This is a genomic window from Methanothrix sp. (assembly GCF_016706325.1).
In the GTDB taxonomy this organism is placed as follows: Archaea; Halobacteriota; Methanosarcinia; order Methanotrichales; family Methanotrichaceae; genus Methanothrix.
Genome location: NZ_JADJJX010000001.1, coordinates 446,913 through 462,182, shown reverse-complemented (window position 1 = coordinate 462,182; position 15,270 = coordinate 446,913). Strand labels below are relative to the sequence as shown.

The 15,270-nt window shown below is 55.5% G+C and carries 16 protein-coding genes; 5 read left to right on the top strand and 11 right to left on the bottom strand.

The window, feature by feature from the left end; translation table 11 throughout:
- Positions 1-847: 847 nt before the first annotated feature.
- The 3 genes from trpD to cobT are packed head-to-tail and all read right to left on the bottom strand — an operon-like array spanning position 848 to position 4,189.
- The gene (gene trpD, locus IPI63_RS02360; RefSeq protein WP_292476411.1) at positions 848-1,987 is read right to left on the bottom strand and encodes an anthranilate phosphoribosyltransferase; all 1,140 of its coding nucleotides are present in this window, start codon (positions 1,985-1,987) and stop codon (positions 848-850) included.
- Positions 1,988-2,040: 53 nt separating this feature from the next.
- Positions 2,041-3,126, bottom strand: coding sequence for an alcohol dehydrogenase catalytic domain-containing protein (locus tag IPI63_RS02355; protein WP_214064821.1), 1,086 nt, complete (start codon positions 3,124-3,126; stop codon positions 2,041-2,043).
- Between the two features lie 4 nt (positions 3,127-3,130).
- A complete protein-coding gene (gene cobT / locus IPI63_RS02350; protein WP_292476409.1) occupies positions 3,131-4,189 on the bottom strand; it encodes a nicotinate mononucleotide-dependent phosphoribosyltransferase CobT in 1,059 nt (352 codons plus the stop codon).
- Positions 4,190-4,490: 301 nt separating this feature from the next.
- On the opposite strand from cobT, the gene IPI63_RS02345 reads away from it, so the two are divergent.
- Positions 4,491-5,267 (top strand): hypothetical protein, encoded by a 777-nt coding sequence (locus tag IPI63_RS02345; RefSeq protein WP_292476407.1) that lies wholly within the window; start codon positions 4,491-4,493, stop codon positions 5,265-5,267.
- A 128-nt stretch (positions 5,268-5,395) separates the two neighbouring features.
- Positions 5,396-6,160: a hypothetical protein gene (locus tag IPI63_RS02340; RefSeq protein ID WP_292476406.1), complete on the top strand. Its 765-nt coding sequence runs from the start codon at positions 5,396-5,398 to the stop codon at positions 6,158-6,160.
- A 45-nt stretch (positions 6,161-6,205) separates the two neighbouring features.
- Here the strand turns inward: IPI63_RS02340 and pscS are convergent, their stop codons facing one another.
- Positions 6,206-7,408 (bottom strand): O-phospho-L-seryl-tRNA:Cys-tRNA synthase, encoded by a 1,203-nt coding sequence (pscS, locus tag IPI63_RS02335; protein WP_214064817.1) that lies wholly within the window; start codon positions 7,406-7,408, stop codon positions 6,206-6,208.
- A gap of 84 nt (positions 7,409-7,492) precedes the next feature.
- On the opposite strand from pscS, the gene IPI63_RS02330 reads away from it, so the two are divergent.
- Together IPI63_RS02330 and IPI63_RS02325 are read left to right on the top strand one after the other, a co-directional pair.
- A complete protein-coding gene (locus IPI63_RS02330; protein WP_214064816.1) occupies positions 7,493-8,404 on the top strand; it encodes a cysteine-rich small domain-containing protein in 912 nt (303 codons plus the stop codon).
- 106 nt (positions 8,405-8,510) lie between these two features.
- On the top strand, positions 8,511-8,936 hold the full coding sequence (locus IPI63_RS02325) for a hypothetical protein (RefSeq protein ID WP_214064815.1): 426 nt from the start codon (positions 8,511-8,513) through the stop codon (positions 8,934-8,936).
- Between the two features lie 262 nt (positions 8,937-9,198).
- On the opposite strand, the gene IPI63_RS02320 is transcribed toward IPI63_RS02325, so the two are convergent.
- From IPI63_RS02320 to IPI63_RS02295, 6 genes are all read right to left on the bottom strand, one after another.
- Entirely contained in the window at positions 9,199-9,651 is a 453-nt protein-coding gene (locus IPI63_RS02320; protein WP_292476404.1) for a hypothetical protein, read from the bottom strand.
- Positions 9,652-9,722: 71 nt separating this feature from the next.
- Positions 9,723-10,958: an HD domain-containing protein gene (locus IPI63_RS02315; protein WP_292476403.1), complete on the bottom strand. Its 1,236-nt coding sequence runs from the start codon at positions 10,956-10,958 to the stop codon at positions 9,723-9,725.
- Positions 10,959-11,002: 44 nt separating this feature from the next.
- Positions 11,003-11,356: a nascent polypeptide-associated complex protein gene (locus IPI63_RS02310; protein ID WP_292476402.1), complete on the bottom strand. Its 354-nt coding sequence runs from the start codon at positions 11,354-11,356 to the stop codon at positions 11,003-11,005.
- A 190-nt stretch (positions 11,357-11,546) separates the two neighbouring features.
- Entirely contained in the window at positions 11,547-13,190 is a 1,644-nt protein-coding gene (locus tag IPI63_RS02305) for a cytochrome c biogenesis protein CcdA (RefSeq protein ID WP_292476400.1), read from the bottom strand.
- A gap of 8 nt (positions 13,191-13,198) precedes the next feature.
- On the bottom strand, positions 13,199-13,756 hold the full coding sequence (locus IPI63_RS02300; protein ID WP_292476398.1) for a thioredoxin family protein: 558 nt from the start codon (positions 13,754-13,756) through the stop codon (positions 13,199-13,201).
- An 83-nt stretch (positions 13,757-13,839) separates the two neighbouring features.
- Positions 13,840-14,064 carry a hypothetical protein gene (locus IPI63_RS02295; RefSeq protein WP_292476396.1) on the bottom strand — a complete coding sequence of 75 codons (225 nt, stop codon included), beginning with the start codon at positions 14,062-14,064 and terminating at the stop codon, positions 13,840-13,842.
- Between the two features lie 138 nt (positions 14,065-14,202).
- Here IPI63_RS02295 and IPI63_RS02290 point away from each other — a divergent pair, with 138 nt between their 5' ends.
- Complete coding sequence (locus IPI63_RS02290) at positions 14,203-14,526, top strand: winged helix-turn-helix domain-containing protein (protein ID WP_292476395.1); 324 nt, start codon at positions 14,203-14,205, stop codon at positions 14,524-14,526.
- 34 nt (positions 14,527-14,560) lie between these two features.
- Here IPI63_RS02290 and rpiA read toward each other — a convergent pair whose 3' ends face one another.
- The gene (gene rpiA, locus IPI63_RS02285) at positions 14,561-15,253 is read right to left on the bottom strand and encodes a ribose-5-phosphate isomerase RpiA (protein WP_292476393.1); all 693 of its coding nucleotides are present in this window, start codon (positions 15,251-15,253) and stop codon (positions 14,561-14,563) included.
- Between the last annotated feature and the right edge of the window lie 17 nt (positions 15,254-15,270).

Below are 15,270 nucleotides of genomic sequence, written 5' to 3'. Positions count from 1 at the left end.
TTATGCTAAATATGAGTGACGCTTTAGCAATGTTTTAAGGGTATGATGAGTGGGGTGGGAAGAGGCTTGCCGGGTTGGGGGCGGAGGAGATCAGGGCCTCATGTGTAGCTGATCGTTCTCCAATCTCAGCAGATGAACTCTTCCCGAGAGCTTGCCTTCCCTTTTCTCTGCCCCTTTTCTGCTTTGATCGTTTCTATCAGTCTCTGTGATTTTGTGCGCTTTGTGGAAGGTTATATAATTTGGTTTTTGATTGCACAGCTAATTATTTAACCATAAAGAAAACCAAGCGCGCAAGGGCCTATAATGGCTCGATCCTGAACCCCTATTGTTCTCTCAGCGAAGCATAACGCGGCTGCACATCTCCCAAGGCCCATGAAAAGAGGCTGCTAAAGGCCCCTGAGGCCAAAGCCGGCCCGTCCGCGGATCTGACCCTGGAGGATTGCTGAGCCAATGTAAGCTCATGCCTCCCCCGAAGGAAGCCCTAGGGCTCAAGCCCTGTATCGATCTGCCTTTCGGGAAGCTTCTCATCAAGCCGTCTGCCAGGTAATTATCAAATCTTTCCTGAGCAGCTCCATACAGGAATCTGTCTATGATGATCTCTATTGCTTCTTGAGGGAATTCATACTCGTGGATAACTCCATACAATAACTGCTTATAGAGGTCGCTGTAAAGCACAACTTTGAGAAATAGCAAGGGAACTGCTATTCACGAGCTGATCATGGCGGCGCTGACAACATGGGGACGGAGAGGATTGGATTGCCTCCAAATGCTAACCATAAGACTGGCCAGCTAAACACGCACATTTCTTTTAATCTTGAAGCTGTATCCCTCGAGTGCTCTTCCTGCCTCAGGCATAGGCCAGCTCCAGCATCCTCTCCAGCCGCTCCAGCTTCTCACCCGGATCGCTGTTCTGCTCACGTACCCAATCAATCAGCTTCTTCACTGCCCGGCCGCTGTCGATGATATCTCCCGCCCTCTCCACCCCCTCTCGCAGCTCATCTGAGCGGCCGGCGATGCAGAGCAATGGCGCTGCATTCAGGCATACAATCTCCCTTCTGTCCTCCCTGTCCAAGCCCGACAGGAGCTGAAGGAGCCTTACTGCCTCCTCTTCGACATCCCCGAGGTTGAGGAGGGCCGATTCGTCCCCCCTCTTCAGGCCCAGCTCGCAGGCATTCAGGGCATACTCCCTGATCCTGCCATCCCCGTCCAGCTCCGCCACATCTGTCCTTCCAAGGGTGGAGATCTCATCCATCCCCCGCAGGCCATCGCTGCTCCGGCCATGAACCACAAAAGCCCTCTTGTAGCCTATCTCCCTCATCGCCCGCGCCACAGGCAGAATCATCTCCCGGCTGTAGACCCCGCGGACGCCGTAAGTGGGCAGAGCGGGGTTGGCCAGTGAGGCTGCCACATTGAGGATCGTCCCGAAACGGATCTGGGAGAGGATCCTGGAGAGGGCGGAGGGGTGTACCCTTTTGCTGGTGCCGTTGAAGATGCCAATGCCTGCAACCTCGATGCTTCTTTTGACCAGGCCGACCTCGCAGTCCACATCGACTCCCAGCACCTCCAGTATATCCACTGTCCCGCAGCGCGATGTTACCGCCCGGCTGCCGTGCTTGGCCATGCTGATGCCCTCTGCTGCAGCCACAATCGAGGCCGCTGTGCTGATGTTGAAGGTCTTGATCGAGTCCATGCCTGTGCCGCAGTTCTCCGCCAGCAGCCCCTGGACGTTTGGACTGACCTTCAATGTATCCATCTCATAGACCGCCTCCCAAATGCCGGCGATCTCCTCTGCTGTGGCCCCCTTGGCGGTGATGGCCGCCAGAAATGCCCCTTGCTGCAGATCCGGCTGCTCAGCTTTCAGGATCTGAGTGAATAGATCAAAGGCCTCTTCTCTGCTGAGGCTCTGGCCCTTGATCAGAGCATCAACCCTCCTCCCAAAATGCCTCAGCCTCTCCTCTGAGAATCCCTTCCTTCCATCCTTCGACATCCCATCCCCCCACTGGGCTGCAATCGACGTCGTTCCGATCGATCAGCATCCCTTCAGGCAAAACAAACCACGGACTTGAATCCCGCTCGCCGGGAGGAATGCGCAAATGCCTCCTCGATCCGGGGCAGATCCGTCCTCTTGGTGATGATCCAGTCTGCCTTTATCTGCCCGGACAGCAGGAGGCGGGCAGCCAATCTGTTATGCCTGCTGCTGCAGCCGTACGAGCCGGTGATCGTCTGCTCAAGGTAATGCATCGAGCGCAGGTCAAGCATCTCTGCATCATCTCCTGGCCGGGGACCGGAGAATATGCAGATCCTCCCTCCGGGGGCGAGCAGACTCATCTGCCATTGGTTGATCTTAATCTCCGGGGTGGCAGTCAGGATAGCATCCACTCCTCTGCCATCGGTCTCGCTCAGAATAGTTCTTTCCGCCTCCCTGAAGAGATCCCGTCCATCCCCATCCCTGTCGTCTGGGGATAGGTCAATCACCTGGGCAGAGGTATTCCTCCTGATCTCCCCGATCCGGCCGGGCAGCCTCTCTGCTACCAGGATCTTCTCCGCCCCTTTCAATTCCGCCAGCAGGGCATGAAGAGCACCAATGGGCCCGCCACCCCAGATGAGAACGCTCTCTCCCTCACTGAGCCTGGCCTGCTCCTGGCCGTTGACGCAGCAGGCCAGAGGTTCGGTCAGTGTGAAGAGGACAGGGTCTGCCCCCTCGGGGAGGGGATTGATTGAGCAGGAGAGGCTCTGCCTGGGGAGGGCCAGGCGTTCGGCAAATCCGCCGTCGCAGCTAAAGCCGATTATCCTCATCTTCTGGCAGCGGTTGTCCGCCCCCTGCAGACAGGCAGGGCAGCATCCGCAGGCGATCCCCGGCCAGAGCTGCACCAGCTCGCCCGCCTTGAGCTCTGAGGGGCAGCCGGCCTTTGCCTCAGGATCGATCTCTTCTATCCGGCCCACAACCTCATGCCCCAGGATGCGGGGGTACTGCAGATCTCTGTGCCCCTGATCGAGCATCTTGATATCCGTGCCACAGACAGCACAGGCCTCGACCCTTATCAGCGCCCCTCCCGGAGGGGAGCTGGGCTCAGGCAGATCCAATAGCATCAGGTTCTTGGGGCTTTTCAGCACTGCTGCCCTCATTCTTTTAGACCTGCTTTTTGGGAAGCTCGACTGTCATCAGTACCCGATCGCTCTCGCTGACCAGCTGCTCTTGAGAGAATCCATATAAACCGGCCAGAAGGCTGGCTCCGCCCATGCCCACTCCCTCCTTGACGTAGCCCTGGGCATAGACCTGCAGCCCGGGAACCTTCGATCTCTCCAGGCCTGGATCGACATAGTGATATGGCCTGCCCGCAGCCTCCACTATCTGCCGGAAGCTGGCGCTCCTGTCCTCCATGATGTACTTCGTAGTGGCTATGGATACATCCCCCTCAAGGCCCAGGGCCTTTCCCAATGCCAGTACTGCAGCCATCTGTGTTCCTCCCGCCAGCACCACTCTGCAGCCGGATCTGCTGCCGGACAGGCCGCTCATCAACCCCAGGGCGCAGGGCATCATAGGATCTCCCAATTCTTTTATCGCCTCCATTGGATCATCCTTCAGGCTGCCCGGAGACGCTCCCGCCCTGGCCATCGCCTCTGCTGCCACCTGCTCCTTCAGCCCTATCGGATTGGAGGAAAAGCTGCTGCTTACGTTTTCTCTGTAGCCGAGGGCCCTCAGGACAGCAAGAGCAGTGGTTGTGCCGCCTGCTATTGACTCCCCGATTAGAATGCAGTCTGAGAGCGCAGCAAGCTTGCCTCCCAGCCGTCTGCCCCTCTCAAATATCCCCTGAGGATCTCTGACCCCCCTCTGCTCTCGGATGTCGCCACCCGGCTCTCCTCCCAGCTCGATATAAGGGATGGCAGGCTTCTTTCGCAATCCTGAGGCGATGAAAAGGGAGCCGATGCCCGTAAGGTTCAGGGCGGCCTTGGTTACCACTGCCGGGGTGGGCGAGCCGCCGGGAGCCTCGGGCAGCTCGGGCATGGTGATGATCTTATTGGTCTCCACCAGCTCAGCATCAGCGCCCGGGGTGTAGTCGGTCAGCTCGGGTGTGGTTCCAGCCGCAGAGAGGCCGGGTATCTTGCCGGTGTCCGTATTCGATATGATGCAGAGGAATAAAGGCCGCCTGGGCAGCGGCCCGAAATCGGAGTAGATCCATTCTGGCATGAGATATAATCCGGCGATCTGGGTATATTAAATCAACGCTACATTATTTAATTCAAATTAATTTGATTGACACTAAAGTCCTTTTGAGCTCTCGCGCAGTCGTTCCCGGATAGCTTATTTCAACCCCTCCGCTTCAGTGGCATCTCCTCAGTATAGCCTGCCTGAATGGCTGCTCATCAGGCACTGCTCGACAAAGGCTTATTAAGGAGAAGATGTGACAGGGAGTCGTTATAGGCAAACGACGAAAAGTCTATCGCCGAACAGTGGGATAACTGGAGGCTAATACTTGAGCTTAAGATACATGATTCTTCCCCTGCTGCTTGCATTGCTCACAGCAGGCCTGTCCCTGGGGCAGCCCGCCGGCAGTACAAGCATTGCAGATGATAATTCCAGCATAGAGGCAGTCGTTGATCAGAGCGCCACCCTCTCCTTGAATGAGAGCATCAATGAGAGCACTTCCCTCAATGAAAGCCTCTCTCTAAATGAGACTGGAAATGTGAGCAGTGCTGCAGTCAATGCTATAGCAGCCCCGTTGAAGGCCGATCTGAACTACATCTGGTCGTTCTCCGGGATTGAGGCAGGCCTCATAACCATGGCCCTGGAGCAGAATGGAAGCGTCATTTTGGGCCGGGCCAAGTACGAGCCAGATGATGGAATGGCCTGGAATGCTGATGTTTTGGGCTCCGTGGAAGAAGATAAAGTGGAGCTGACAATGAGCGCCATGAAGGATAATGCATTGACCACCACCAGATTATCTGGGATCTTTGCTGATGAGGCCATAAGGGGCAACTTCACCCAGGTGAGGGATGGCAAGATCGTAGCCAATGGCACCTTCAATGCCACGTGGATCAACCCGGACATCTCCAGCTACACTCCTGCAAAGGTCGAGGCGCCGGCTGCAGTGACAGCCCCCGCTCCGGCAGAGGTCACCAGCACTGCGGATACTGCTGACGCTGCTGTGAATAAGACCACCAGCAAGGTGAATGAGAAAAAATATACAGACGTTCGGGAGTTCAAGGATAAGATCGGCATGGGTGGCGACCTGAGCGGCATTCCTCCTGGTATGAGCGGATTTTAGATAAATGAATGGTGGCGCCAGGAAGCTGGCGCAGCATCTCTTTTTTTTGCCACAGATCTCTTTTTGCCTTAGATATTTATAGCAAAATAACGATAACTCATTGGTCAAGGAAGAATGTGGTGGTTCTAATGAATACTGAGCATTTGAATAGGGGATGGCATCCCCTGATCCTTTTTCTCATCTGTGCTCTCGCCTCCTCTCCTGCCCAGGGGGAGGAGGCTGCGGGGGCAGAGGTGGCCGGGCTCAAGGCAGCAGCACCGCTGCCGGCATTGCTATCGGCTGAGGATGATCTCTCCTCCAATGCGAGCCGGTCAGCACCTGAATCCGGGCAGAGCATATTGGATCTTAGCTATATATGGTCTGTTTCAGGCATCGAGACCGATCGGGTGATAATGGCCCTCAACCAGGAGAACGAGATACTCTATGGCCAGGCAAAATACGAGCCCGAGGATCAGGATGCCTGGAATGCAGTGGTGATCGGTTCGGTAAATGACGATCGGGTAGAGCTGGTCCTGACCTATATCGATGGTGGTGTGGAGACCATCACCCGTCTGAACGGGACGTATGACCCCTCGGACCAATCGATAAAAGGCGAACTGTTGAAGCTGAAGGATGGCGTGATCTCGGAGCGGGGCAGCTTCGAGGCCATATGGATAAATCCCGATACCTCCAGCTACATCCCTGCAACTATACCCCAAAAGGCTGAAGCGGCAGTAGTTCAGAGCACACCGAGCAGCCCGGAGCCTTACGTGGATAGGACGGTTGCTGTAAGAACGGGCACGGGCTCAGAGGGCTACTACTATGATGTCCGCAAGGATGCAGCGAGGATCCTGACTGGAGTGGGAGATCTCAGCCAGATACCAATTGGAATGGGAGGAAGCGGCCTATCTTGAGGGATGTGGCCCCAGGTCTTCCCATAAGAGACAGCGAAGAGCACTTCAGCTTCTCTTCCCTTTTTCTCTCTTCTTTTCTCTCTTCTCTCCTTTGTCTCCTTTCTCATCCTTTTCATGGGACTGGATGATCTCAGAGAATGCATTTATGACCCTCTCCAGCTCCGGGCGGGCCAGTCCGTAGGTGCTCAGCTTGAACTGGCGGGTGAGACCGGGCTTGATTCCGCACACTCCCCTCTCTTTCATCTCCCGGTAGAGGAAATAACGGCCTCCTTTGGCGGTTTGGGATATCTGATAGAGCCTCTCAGCCAAAAAGAACATCAGATCATGGTTATGCGGGCGGTCCCCCATCTGCACCAGATCCATCTTCTCCATCTCTTCAGAGAACCAGCGGGCATTCTCCACCTCCTTTTGCCAGCGGCCCACCCTCTCCACCACCGCCGGGAATGAGGCCATCAGGGTTATGAGGGGCGCTCCCCTGACTGTGCAGCCCAAGAGCTCTACCTCCTTGTTCTTCTTGGTGGCAGAGGGCTTGAATATGATCCGGGCGTACTCTTCTGAGGCCCCCAGGACCCCCACCGGACCGCTGGCGGCCATGGACTTGTGGCCGCTGCCCACGATGATGTCCGCCCCTAGCTCGCGGGCTCTGACCGGCATCCTGCCGATGGAGTAGGCGCCGTTCAGGAGCAGTGGCACATTATAATCATGGCAGATATCGGCGATTGCTCGCGCATCGGGCAGGTTGCCATAGTTGCCATCGGGGTAGGTCAGCAGGGCCAGTGTCACATCCCCCTTCCGCTCATAGGCCCTCTCTATGGCCTGGGCATATCCCTCCGCGCTGATGGCATAATCAGGCTCCTTGCTGGGCGGCACATACTCCACTTCGAGCCCTGCCCGCTCCGCTGCCAGAACTGAGGTGTAGTGGGCATTGCCATCCATCACCACGAAATCCCCCTTCTGGCAGAGGCTGTGCATGGCAGCGAACTTCCCCTCCCGCGCGCCATGGGTGACCCTAACCTCGTCTGTGTCCAGGAATTCCGGAAGGACGCTGTGCACAAACTCCTCCACCGGAGGATTCCTGATGCGATCCAGCATCCCGGCACAGAAGTCGCAGATGGAGTAGCCGTCGCCCCATTCCAGCAACGCGGCCCTTGCCTCGGGGGTCAATATCCCCCCTCTCTGCAGGGGATCGACATTTATCTGGGCGATATCCCTCTTAAGCCTGGTGAACCTCTCTAGATTTTCAAGCATTCACCCATCGGTTATCCTCTTTCAGTATAATACTTTGCCAGCATCAGGCAAAAGGTGATATATTTTCCAGGCAGATTACTTTCAATGGCCCTGCTGATAGCTCACAGCACAACAGCCGCCCAGGCAGCAGAAAACAGCCTGGAGGGGATAATTGCCGCCAAACGCTGCCGGGCGGATTTTGTTCATATGGATGTGAGGCTCTCCTGTGACGGCAAGCTCATGCTGATGCGTGATGAGAGCGTGGACAGAACCACAGACGGAAAGGGGTTGGTAGAGGATCTGGGCTGGATGGAGCTCCGGGCCATGCATGCCGGAAAGGGGCCGGTCCCCACTCTGACTGAGGCTCTATCTCTGGCAGAAGAGCTGGGCCTGGGGGTGGTGGTGGAGATGAGAGAGGAGGGTCTGGAGGCCCTGGTGGCGGAGGTGGTACCGGAGGAGAAGAGCATCATCATCTCTCCCTATCACACCAGCCTGCGCGAGATCAAGGATATCTCCCGTCTTAAAACCGGGATCGTCATCACCTCATTGCCCATAAAGCCAGTAGAGCTAGCCCTCTGGGCTGAAGCGGATGCCATATTCCCTGAGAGGGTCAATCCCCGTCTCTTCAAGGAGGCGCATCAGAAGAGAATTGAGGTCTATCCGGGGGTGGTCAACAGCCTCTCCCAAGCGACCTGGCTTTTGAGGCTGGGGGCAGATGGATTGCTGACGGACGATCCATGCCTCATCGAGGAGGCGCTTCTTCAGCCTGTCCAGGCCACTGGCCGGTCAAACTGCGAATACTATCCCTGCCATTTCGAGGGCCAGGATTGCACCCATTGCTTCTGTCCTCTGTATCCATGCAAGGACGAGGAGTTGGGCAGGTTCGTGAGAACGAAGAGGGGGAAGAGGTTCTGGAGCTGCATCGACTGCAAGCTCGTTCATCTGCCGAATGTGGCAAGATATCTCTCCCTTCATCCAGAATCAACAACAGAAGAGCTCAAAGCCCTTGTAGACTGATCCAATGGCTCTGCCCTGGGAGCATATAGCATCGCCGCTTGTCATCCAGAATATATTCTTCACCGACGGAAAGCTTTATTGATACCTGATGGAAAATGCAGGCCTCATGAGACATATTATGCTTGTATTGATTGCTCTGATTGCTCTGGTAGGGCTTATGTCGGCCGGCATGAGCAAGGATCCTGCACCGTTCGAAATGACAACCATTAGAGAAGCAGGCGATGCCTCTCTACTGACCACTCCTTCCATTGCTGCTTTCTTGAATGATAGCTGGAAACCAACTCCCTTTGTGGCACCCTCTGCAAGCGCTCCTCTCTACAAGAAGAAATCCTTCAGCAATAACACCACCAACACCACATATGCCATCCACGACTTCCTTAAAAACGAGACCAATATCACAACCAATGCCACAGTGGACAACTATATGGTAAAAGGCGGCAGCATTTACCAGTTCCTGAAGGACAACTGGACCCCCTCCACTCCGGTTGAGGTCATCCAGACGGCTCCTTTCACCAAGGGCAAGATGAGCTAGAGCACTGGGGTTGAATCGATTTCCGATGATCGGTTTTCGGTGATCGATTTCCGGTGATCGATTTCCGGTGATCGATTTCCGGTGATTGGTCTCAGCTGATCGATCTCTGACCTTTGATTATTTGGCTGGATCTGGGCTGGCAGAAGGGCCCAATGCACTCTCTGCTGGCCCGAATGATTTAATCCGGGAGAACGGCTTTCTGCTTTTAGGCTTTCTGCTTTTAATCCGGGAGAATGGCTTTCTGCTTTCGGGAATGATGCCCTCATGCTCTTGTTCCGGCGTATCTTCTGATATTGAGGCTCACCACATCAAAGGGGATGGTATGCCTCTCCTGCCGGAGATTCTCCTGAAGCATCTGGCACTCTCTTCTATAGGATGAGGCGACCTCTCTGGCATAAGCCATTCCCTCTGCGGTTAGCATGTATTCATACCTTTGCAGCCACCGGCCCTCCATCTCATAGTGCCTTTGGTCCTGATAGATCATGCCATTGGCCACCAGGATCTGGATATCCTCAAATAGCCTCTCGCTATAGGGAAATCCATATTCAGTATGAAAGCTGTAGTCGAAAAGGCCAAAGAGGCCTCCGGGGCCCTGATCCTTCAGCCGGGCCACCGTTCGGTAAAGCCAGGTTATGTTTCTGATCCTGGGGACCAGGATCTTCTCGCCGTACCTCTCTGAGAGCAGATTCTGCAGGGTGTAAAAGAGCAGCAGCAATCCATCAATGGGAAGATAGCTCTCAGAACGGATAAATGAGAGCAGCTTCGCCGACTGCTCCCTTATATCCTTCAGGGAGATATCCGGCTGCTGATCAGAAAAAAGGATATGGCGATCTGGCGGGTCAGAGACTTGACCAGGCCTGCTGCCAGAGCAGATTCATCATAAAGGAAGCCATCGGTCTGGGTTCTCATCGACCTTGGCACTCCACTCCCGGCGGTGATGCTCACCAGGGCCCCATACTTTTTGCAGAGGGTATCCTCGAAGAGCTTTCTCATCCTCCCGTGGCGGGAGATGGTGGAGAGGGCCATTCTGATATCCGGGGCCAGGGTGCGGTGGTCAAACCTGGCAGCCAGCGGAATCTCCTGGCCGAACTTTATCCGCTGGAGAAGATCGCGGGCGGTCTCGTCTCCCTTATCCCAGATGAACCGCAGCAGGTCTGGATCGGTGTACTCCCGGAAGAAGAGCTCTATCCTCCTCTGGGCATCATCCCGATCCATCCTGGCCAGGGCGTTCTCCAGCGCCAAGAGAAGCATGGCTCTTATGGATTGGACAGAGGGATGGTAGATTAGGGCATTATAATGATGGGCGCGGGCGATGAGCATTGATTCTGCTGCGGTCTGGGACATCTCTGCCCGGTAGTCGCCCTGGCCGGCTAGGGTTATCCTGCCCTTATAAATGATGAGGGACTGCAGGATCTGGTCTGTATCCACCAGGCCCAAAGAGACGCCAGAGTGATGAGAGTCCCTGAGCAGAAAGTCCACCCGATCTGCATCCAGGTCGCCCACAATGATCTGGCCCAAAGGCGGAATCCTGCCACTGGCGATCTCGGCGACCTCAGCAAATAGCCCATCTGCATCGCCGAAATCCCGTTCTGCTATCATTATCGCCTCCTGGCCGAAGGGATGGGAGGTGATTATATCCTGGGTGAACTCCTCATGCCCGGTGGCTCTCTTGCCGCGCAGCAGGGGCTGGATCTCCGGGTTGCGGCCCAAAACCCCCTCCACAGCATGAGAGAGGGCGGAGTGGCCCAGATCGTGGAGCAGGCCAGCCAGCCTGACCTTGCGGATATCATCCCCCGGGAGCTCCAGGTGCTCGGCCATCCTCCCCGCCATATGCATGGTTCCTAAGGAGTGCTCGAAGCGGGTGTGATTGGCTCCGGGGTAGACAGCTTCCACCAGGCCCAACTGCTTAATCCCCTTCAGCCTTTGCACTGGCCGGGATCGGATGATATGCCACTCCAGCAGATCAACGGGAATGGAGCCGTGAACCGGATCGCGAATGGCATCTCTTACAGCGCTCACCATAGGTCGCCAGATGATTGCTGATCAGTCGAAGGGCTCTGGATATCTCACTTCGGAGCGAGGAGCAATATGGCCGCCGCCAGATCTCCCTTGGCCTCCACAAGGGCAGCTCTTGCCTCCTCCTCCTTCGCGCCGGTCTGGGCAACCACTAAATCCACATCGGATTCTGGGATCTCAATCTCCTTCTCCTCCTCCTCCGCTGCTCCGGATAAAGGACGCTCCGAGGCATCGCCTGAGATCTGATAGCTGCGCTGGCCGTGAGCGTCCATTATCGCAACAGAAGCGTTATTCAGAACGATCTCCTTGTCAGACATGCGGATGATGACCTCGGTGACGCCCTCCAGTTCATCGATGTTTATTCCCATGTTCTTGAGCATGCCTTTCATCTTCTTGGGGCTCATGCCACCCCTTCCTCCCAAACCACCTAAACCAGGAAACATGTCGATCACTCCAATGAAAGAGCCGAAGCTCTCTTATCTGGAACTAAATGCTCTGCATATCCTTGGTGCCTTTGCGCCTAGGCATCATAAAGGCTGTTCCAATCCATCATTCACCTTTGGGATGACCTCATTCGCTAATACTGTATATACCTCACCATAACAGGTATCCAAAATACCTGGCGGCATAGACCAGGCCCACCAGGATCACCAGCAGCCCGAAGATCCTGCTGGTCCACTCTCCCACAGATACATACTTCTCCCCGATCCTGCCACCCACCATTCTGGAGAACGTGGTGATGGGGATGATGGGCACTCCATGACCGATGCCAAAGAAGAAGAGCATCGTTCCGCCGACCAGGGGGGTGACGCTTTGGCTCGCCAGCCAGATCAGGACCGGCATCACCATGGAGAGGGCACAGGGAGCCCAACCCAGGGCGAAGAAGATCCCCAGGGTGAAGGCACCGATGAATGCCGAATAGCGGAAGAGGTTGAGGGAGAACTCCACAGCCCTCTGCAGCAGGCTCTTTCTCTCCTCCATAGGCTTGTCTGAACCCTCTCCGGAGGGATCGCCCCGAGAGAGAGAGAGTCGGCCCAGGGGCAAACGAATTGTGACCGGCTCGATGATCTCCCCCAGAGGCTTGAAGCTGCTCACACCAAGCAGCACCATGATGCTTCCGGCGAGCAGGTCGAAGATCCTGGAGTCCCGGAAGAAGACCCCCACCTGAGATATGAACAGGCCGAGCACAAAGAAGACTGCAGCCATGCCAATGGTGAAGGCGACTCCGATCATGAACCCCTCCTTCGAGGTGGAGGCACTGGCCCGCAGGTACTCCTCCTTTCGCCGCACAGTCATGACATAAGAGAACACGGCAATCATCAGGGCGATGGAGCAGGGGGCAAGAGAGGTGAAGATGCCCAAAAGAAACATGCCTAAGGCGGTGGCATCCTTTCTTGAGACCTCTCTCTCCATCCCCGCCCAGAGGGGGGAGAGTATGCCCTTCCCTTCTGCCGAGCCGGCACCCTCTCCAACATCCTGTCCAGCATCCTCTCCAACATCCTGCCCAGCATTCTGTCCAGCATCCTGTCCACCGGAGGGAGGGGCTGCCCCGACTCCTTTCAGAGCAGTCCGGTTCAGATCCTGCGCATCCTGTAAATCCTGCAGATCCTTAAAAAGGCTCTCCGCCTTCTGTACACCATCTGCTATCCCCTCGCCCACCCGGTAGACGTGATAGATCGGGCCGATCCTGCCCTCTTCATCGATCAGGATAATGGTGGGATTGGAGGAGCCTCCCCTCACCATCCAGTAGTCCAGATATTTGCTGCCGATGGGATAGGGGTCCAGGTCCTCGATCCAGGTCCAGGTTATATTGATCTCCCACCAGGCCTGGACCAGCTCCCAACCGTTCATGGAGTAGGGGTTCTTCCTCAGGTTCAATGTGACTATCTGAACGGCAGGATGCATGGCCTTGAGGGCGGCCAGCTCCCTTACCTGCCCCTGCAGGGACTCTTCGCATTCGATGCAGAGTGGATCCTCGATATTAGTTATATGCAGGACGGCCGGCGAGCCCTTCAGATCGGTGAGATTGAAGCTCTTATCATCCCAGCTTCTAGTGCTGAAATCAGGAGCCTGCAACCTCTCCGCAAGCGCGGGATTGGCGGATAGGACAAGAATCGAGAGCAGGGAGATGAGGGAAAGCAGCAGAATGAGAAAACGGGCATATCCCGGGCCCGGTCCGCTCCACCTGCTCCTCCCTCTGGACTGCTTCGGAGAGCTCAGCTCATCTCTCACTGCCATCGGACAGATCACTGCTCCCAGTCGGCTGCATTCTTCTCATAGTAATAGATGGAGTCTTCTATATAGCTATTGATCTGGGCAGTGCTCATGATATCAATCTCGCTATGCCAGCCAACCTCGACCTGGCCATCCTCGGTCTCGATCAGGGTGAGAAAGATGGTGGTGGGGACAAAATTCTGCTTCCCGGTGGGGTTATAGGCATCGAGGATCTCCTTAGCCTTCAGGTATCCGCTTCCCTCCGCCAGCACATCATAGTAATGGATATCATCCCGGTAGGTCTGCACTGCCTCATTGATCCTGGGGACATGGGTCTTGCATGGCACGCAGTTGTTCTGATGGATCAGGATGAGCAGGGGCTTGTCCTCCAGAGCCCTCAGGACCCAGTCCGGATGCTCGACGGCAGACCCTGAGTTTACATTTTTATGCGGATAGACTGTCCACCAATCAGAATCATCCATGCCCACAGAGTGCTCTGGATCGAAGCTGCCATCATCCTCTGCCAGAGCATTGCCTGAAAGAGGGATGGCCAGAAGAGAGACGGCCAGAAGAGATATGATCAAAAACATTAAGGAAATTTTGAATCCATCAAGCATGATTTAGACCTCCTACTTTTTCTTTCTCCGTTCTTTATTTGAATATTTAGAGATTACTATCTCTTGCAGCAGAGATCAACAATGGAGATCTGCAAAAATTCCAGCCATATTGGACCTGCTGGCAGTGCTGCTGGCAATGCACCCCTGGGAGAGGGCTCCACAGGCTCTATTGCATCTGCAAAGAGATTCCCTGACATGAAGCGCAGCCCGGCAGTGATGAGGAAAAAGCTCCAGAGAAAACCGCCGGCCATTGATCTTTTGCATCCTTTATGCAGAACCATTACGAGCCCTTTGGTGATAGTGCTCTGTATTTATTGCTTTTGGGCCGGAATCTGAATATACATGTGATTTTAGCTCAGAAAAACCTTAAATTCAAAGAAGTCGTATTAAAAAGAGGAAACATATTGGAGGATATAAAAATGGCCAATGATACTGTGAAGAAACCAAGATCCAAGAGGAAGAAGAAGGAGATGGCCGGAGAAGGGGCGGCCAGGGTCAGGCCTAAGGGCGCGGCCCGGGGGGGAGGGGAGACGATAGAGTCAGTGGATCTGGTATTCGGCATCAATGCCGGCATCATTTGGGACCTGCTCAACCTGAACGGACCGATGTCAGCTGGGGGATTGGCCAGCTCTGCCGCCCTGAGAATAGAGGATGTCCACGGCGCACTGGGCTGGCTGGGCCGGGAGGACAAGATCGATGTGAAAAAGAAGGGGAGATCGAGGATTTATTCATTGAAGCCCTGAGAGATCCAGGGGCTTTGCAGGCAGACCTTGAGGATCATCTCCTCTTGATCCTCTCCACCCCATCCTCCCGGGCGAGATAAAGCTCATCCAGATTATCGAATATGCCGTGCTCGACCACTCCCGGAATGGGGCTGATTCTGGCAGCTATTGACCGGGGGTCCTCGATGATCCCGAAGTCAACATCCATAACAAAGTTCCCGTTATCGGTGATTACCGGCCCGTCCTTCATCCTCCCCAAGCGCAGCACAGGTCTTCCTCCCATCTCCTCGAGCAGCCTTCCAGCCAGCTTTGCGGCAAATGGCAGAACCTCCACCGGCACCGGCCAGCTCAGCCTTTCCACAAACTTGGACTGGTCGGCAACGATAACGAAAGCTCGGGCCGAACAGGATACCACCTTCTCCCGGGTATGGGCTGCTCCTCCCCCCTTGATCGCCATCAGGTCCCAGCTCACCTGATCTGCTCCGTCTATGGCCAGATCGAGAACCGGATGCTGGTTGAGGCTGGTGAGGCTGATATTAGATTCGATGGCCAGCTCCTCTGCCTGAAAAGAGGTGGGAACGCCATAAAAGTCCAGCCCCTCCTCCCTGACCCTCTCCCCCAGCCTTTTTATCGTCCAGGCGACAGTGGAGCCCGTGCCCAGGCCCACCACCATTCTATTGCTGACCAGCTCTGCTGCCGCCTCGCCTGCCGCCCTCTTGGCAGAGGCATTGGATGATGCGTCCTTCATGCTCCTCTCGATTCGTG

What these genes read in the sequence shown, in the direction of transcription:
- trpD (WP_292476411.1), bottom strand. Translation starts at nt 1,987, where the DNA reads ATGTCGAAGGATGGAAGGAAGGGATTCTCAGAGGAGAGGCTGAGGCAT.
- IPI63_RS02355 (WP_214064821.1), bottom strand. Translation starts at nt 3,126, where the DNA reads ATGAGGGCAGCAGTGCTGAAAAGCCCCAAGAACCTGATGCTATTGGAT.
- cobT (WP_292476409.1), bottom strand. Translation starts at nt 4,189, where the DNA reads ATGCCAGAATGGATCTACTCCGATTTCGGGCCGCTGCCCAGGCGGCCT.
- IPI63_RS02345 (WP_292476407.1), top strand. Translation starts at nt 4,491, where the DNA reads ATGATTCTTCCCCTGCTGCTTGCATTGCTCACAGCAGGCCTGTCCCTG.
- IPI63_RS02340 (WP_292476406.1), top strand. Translation starts at nt 5,396, where the DNA reads ATGAATACTGAGCATTTGAATAGGGGATGGCATCCCCTGATCCTTTTT.
- pscS (WP_214064817.1), bottom strand. Translation starts at nt 7,408, where the DNA reads ATGCTTGAAAATCTAGAGAGGTTCACCAGGCTTAAGAGGGATATCGCC.
- IPI63_RS02330 (WP_214064816.1), top strand. Translation starts at nt 7,493, where the DNA reads ATGGCCCTGCTGATAGCTCACAGCACAACAGCCGCCCAGGCAGCAGAA.
- IPI63_RS02325 (WP_214064815.1), top strand. Translation starts at nt 8,511, where the DNA reads ATGAGACATATTATGCTTGTATTGATTGCTCTGATTGCTCTGGTAGGG.
- IPI63_RS02315 (WP_292476403.1), bottom strand. Translation starts at nt 10,958, where the DNA reads ATGGTGAGCGCTGTAAGAGATGCCATTCGCGATCCGGTTCACGGCTCC.
- IPI63_RS02310 (WP_292476402.1), bottom strand. Translation starts at nt 11,356, where the DNA reads ATGAGCCCCAAGAAGATGAAAGGCATGCTCAAGAACATGGGAATAAAC.
- IPI63_RS02305 (WP_292476400.1), bottom strand. Translation starts at nt 13,190, where the DNA reads ATGGCAGTGAGAGATGAGCTGAGCTCTCCGAAGCAGTCCAGAGGGAGG.
- IPI63_RS02300 (WP_292476398.1), bottom strand. Translation starts at nt 13,756, where the DNA reads ATGTTTTTGATCATATCTCTTCTGGCCGTCTCTCTTCTGGCCATCCCT.
- IPI63_RS02295 (WP_292476396.1), bottom strand. Translation starts at nt 14,064, where the DNA reads ATGGTTCTGCATAAAGGATGCAAAAGATCAATGGCCGGCGGTTTTCTC.
- IPI63_RS02290 (WP_292476395.1), top strand. Translation starts at nt 14,203, where the DNA reads ATGGCCAATGATACTGTGAAGAAACCAAGATCCAAGAGGAAGAAGAAG.
- rpiA (WP_292476393.1), bottom strand. Translation starts at nt 15,253, where the DNA reads ATGAAGGACGCATCATCCAATGCCTCTGCCAAGAGGGCGGCAGGCGAG.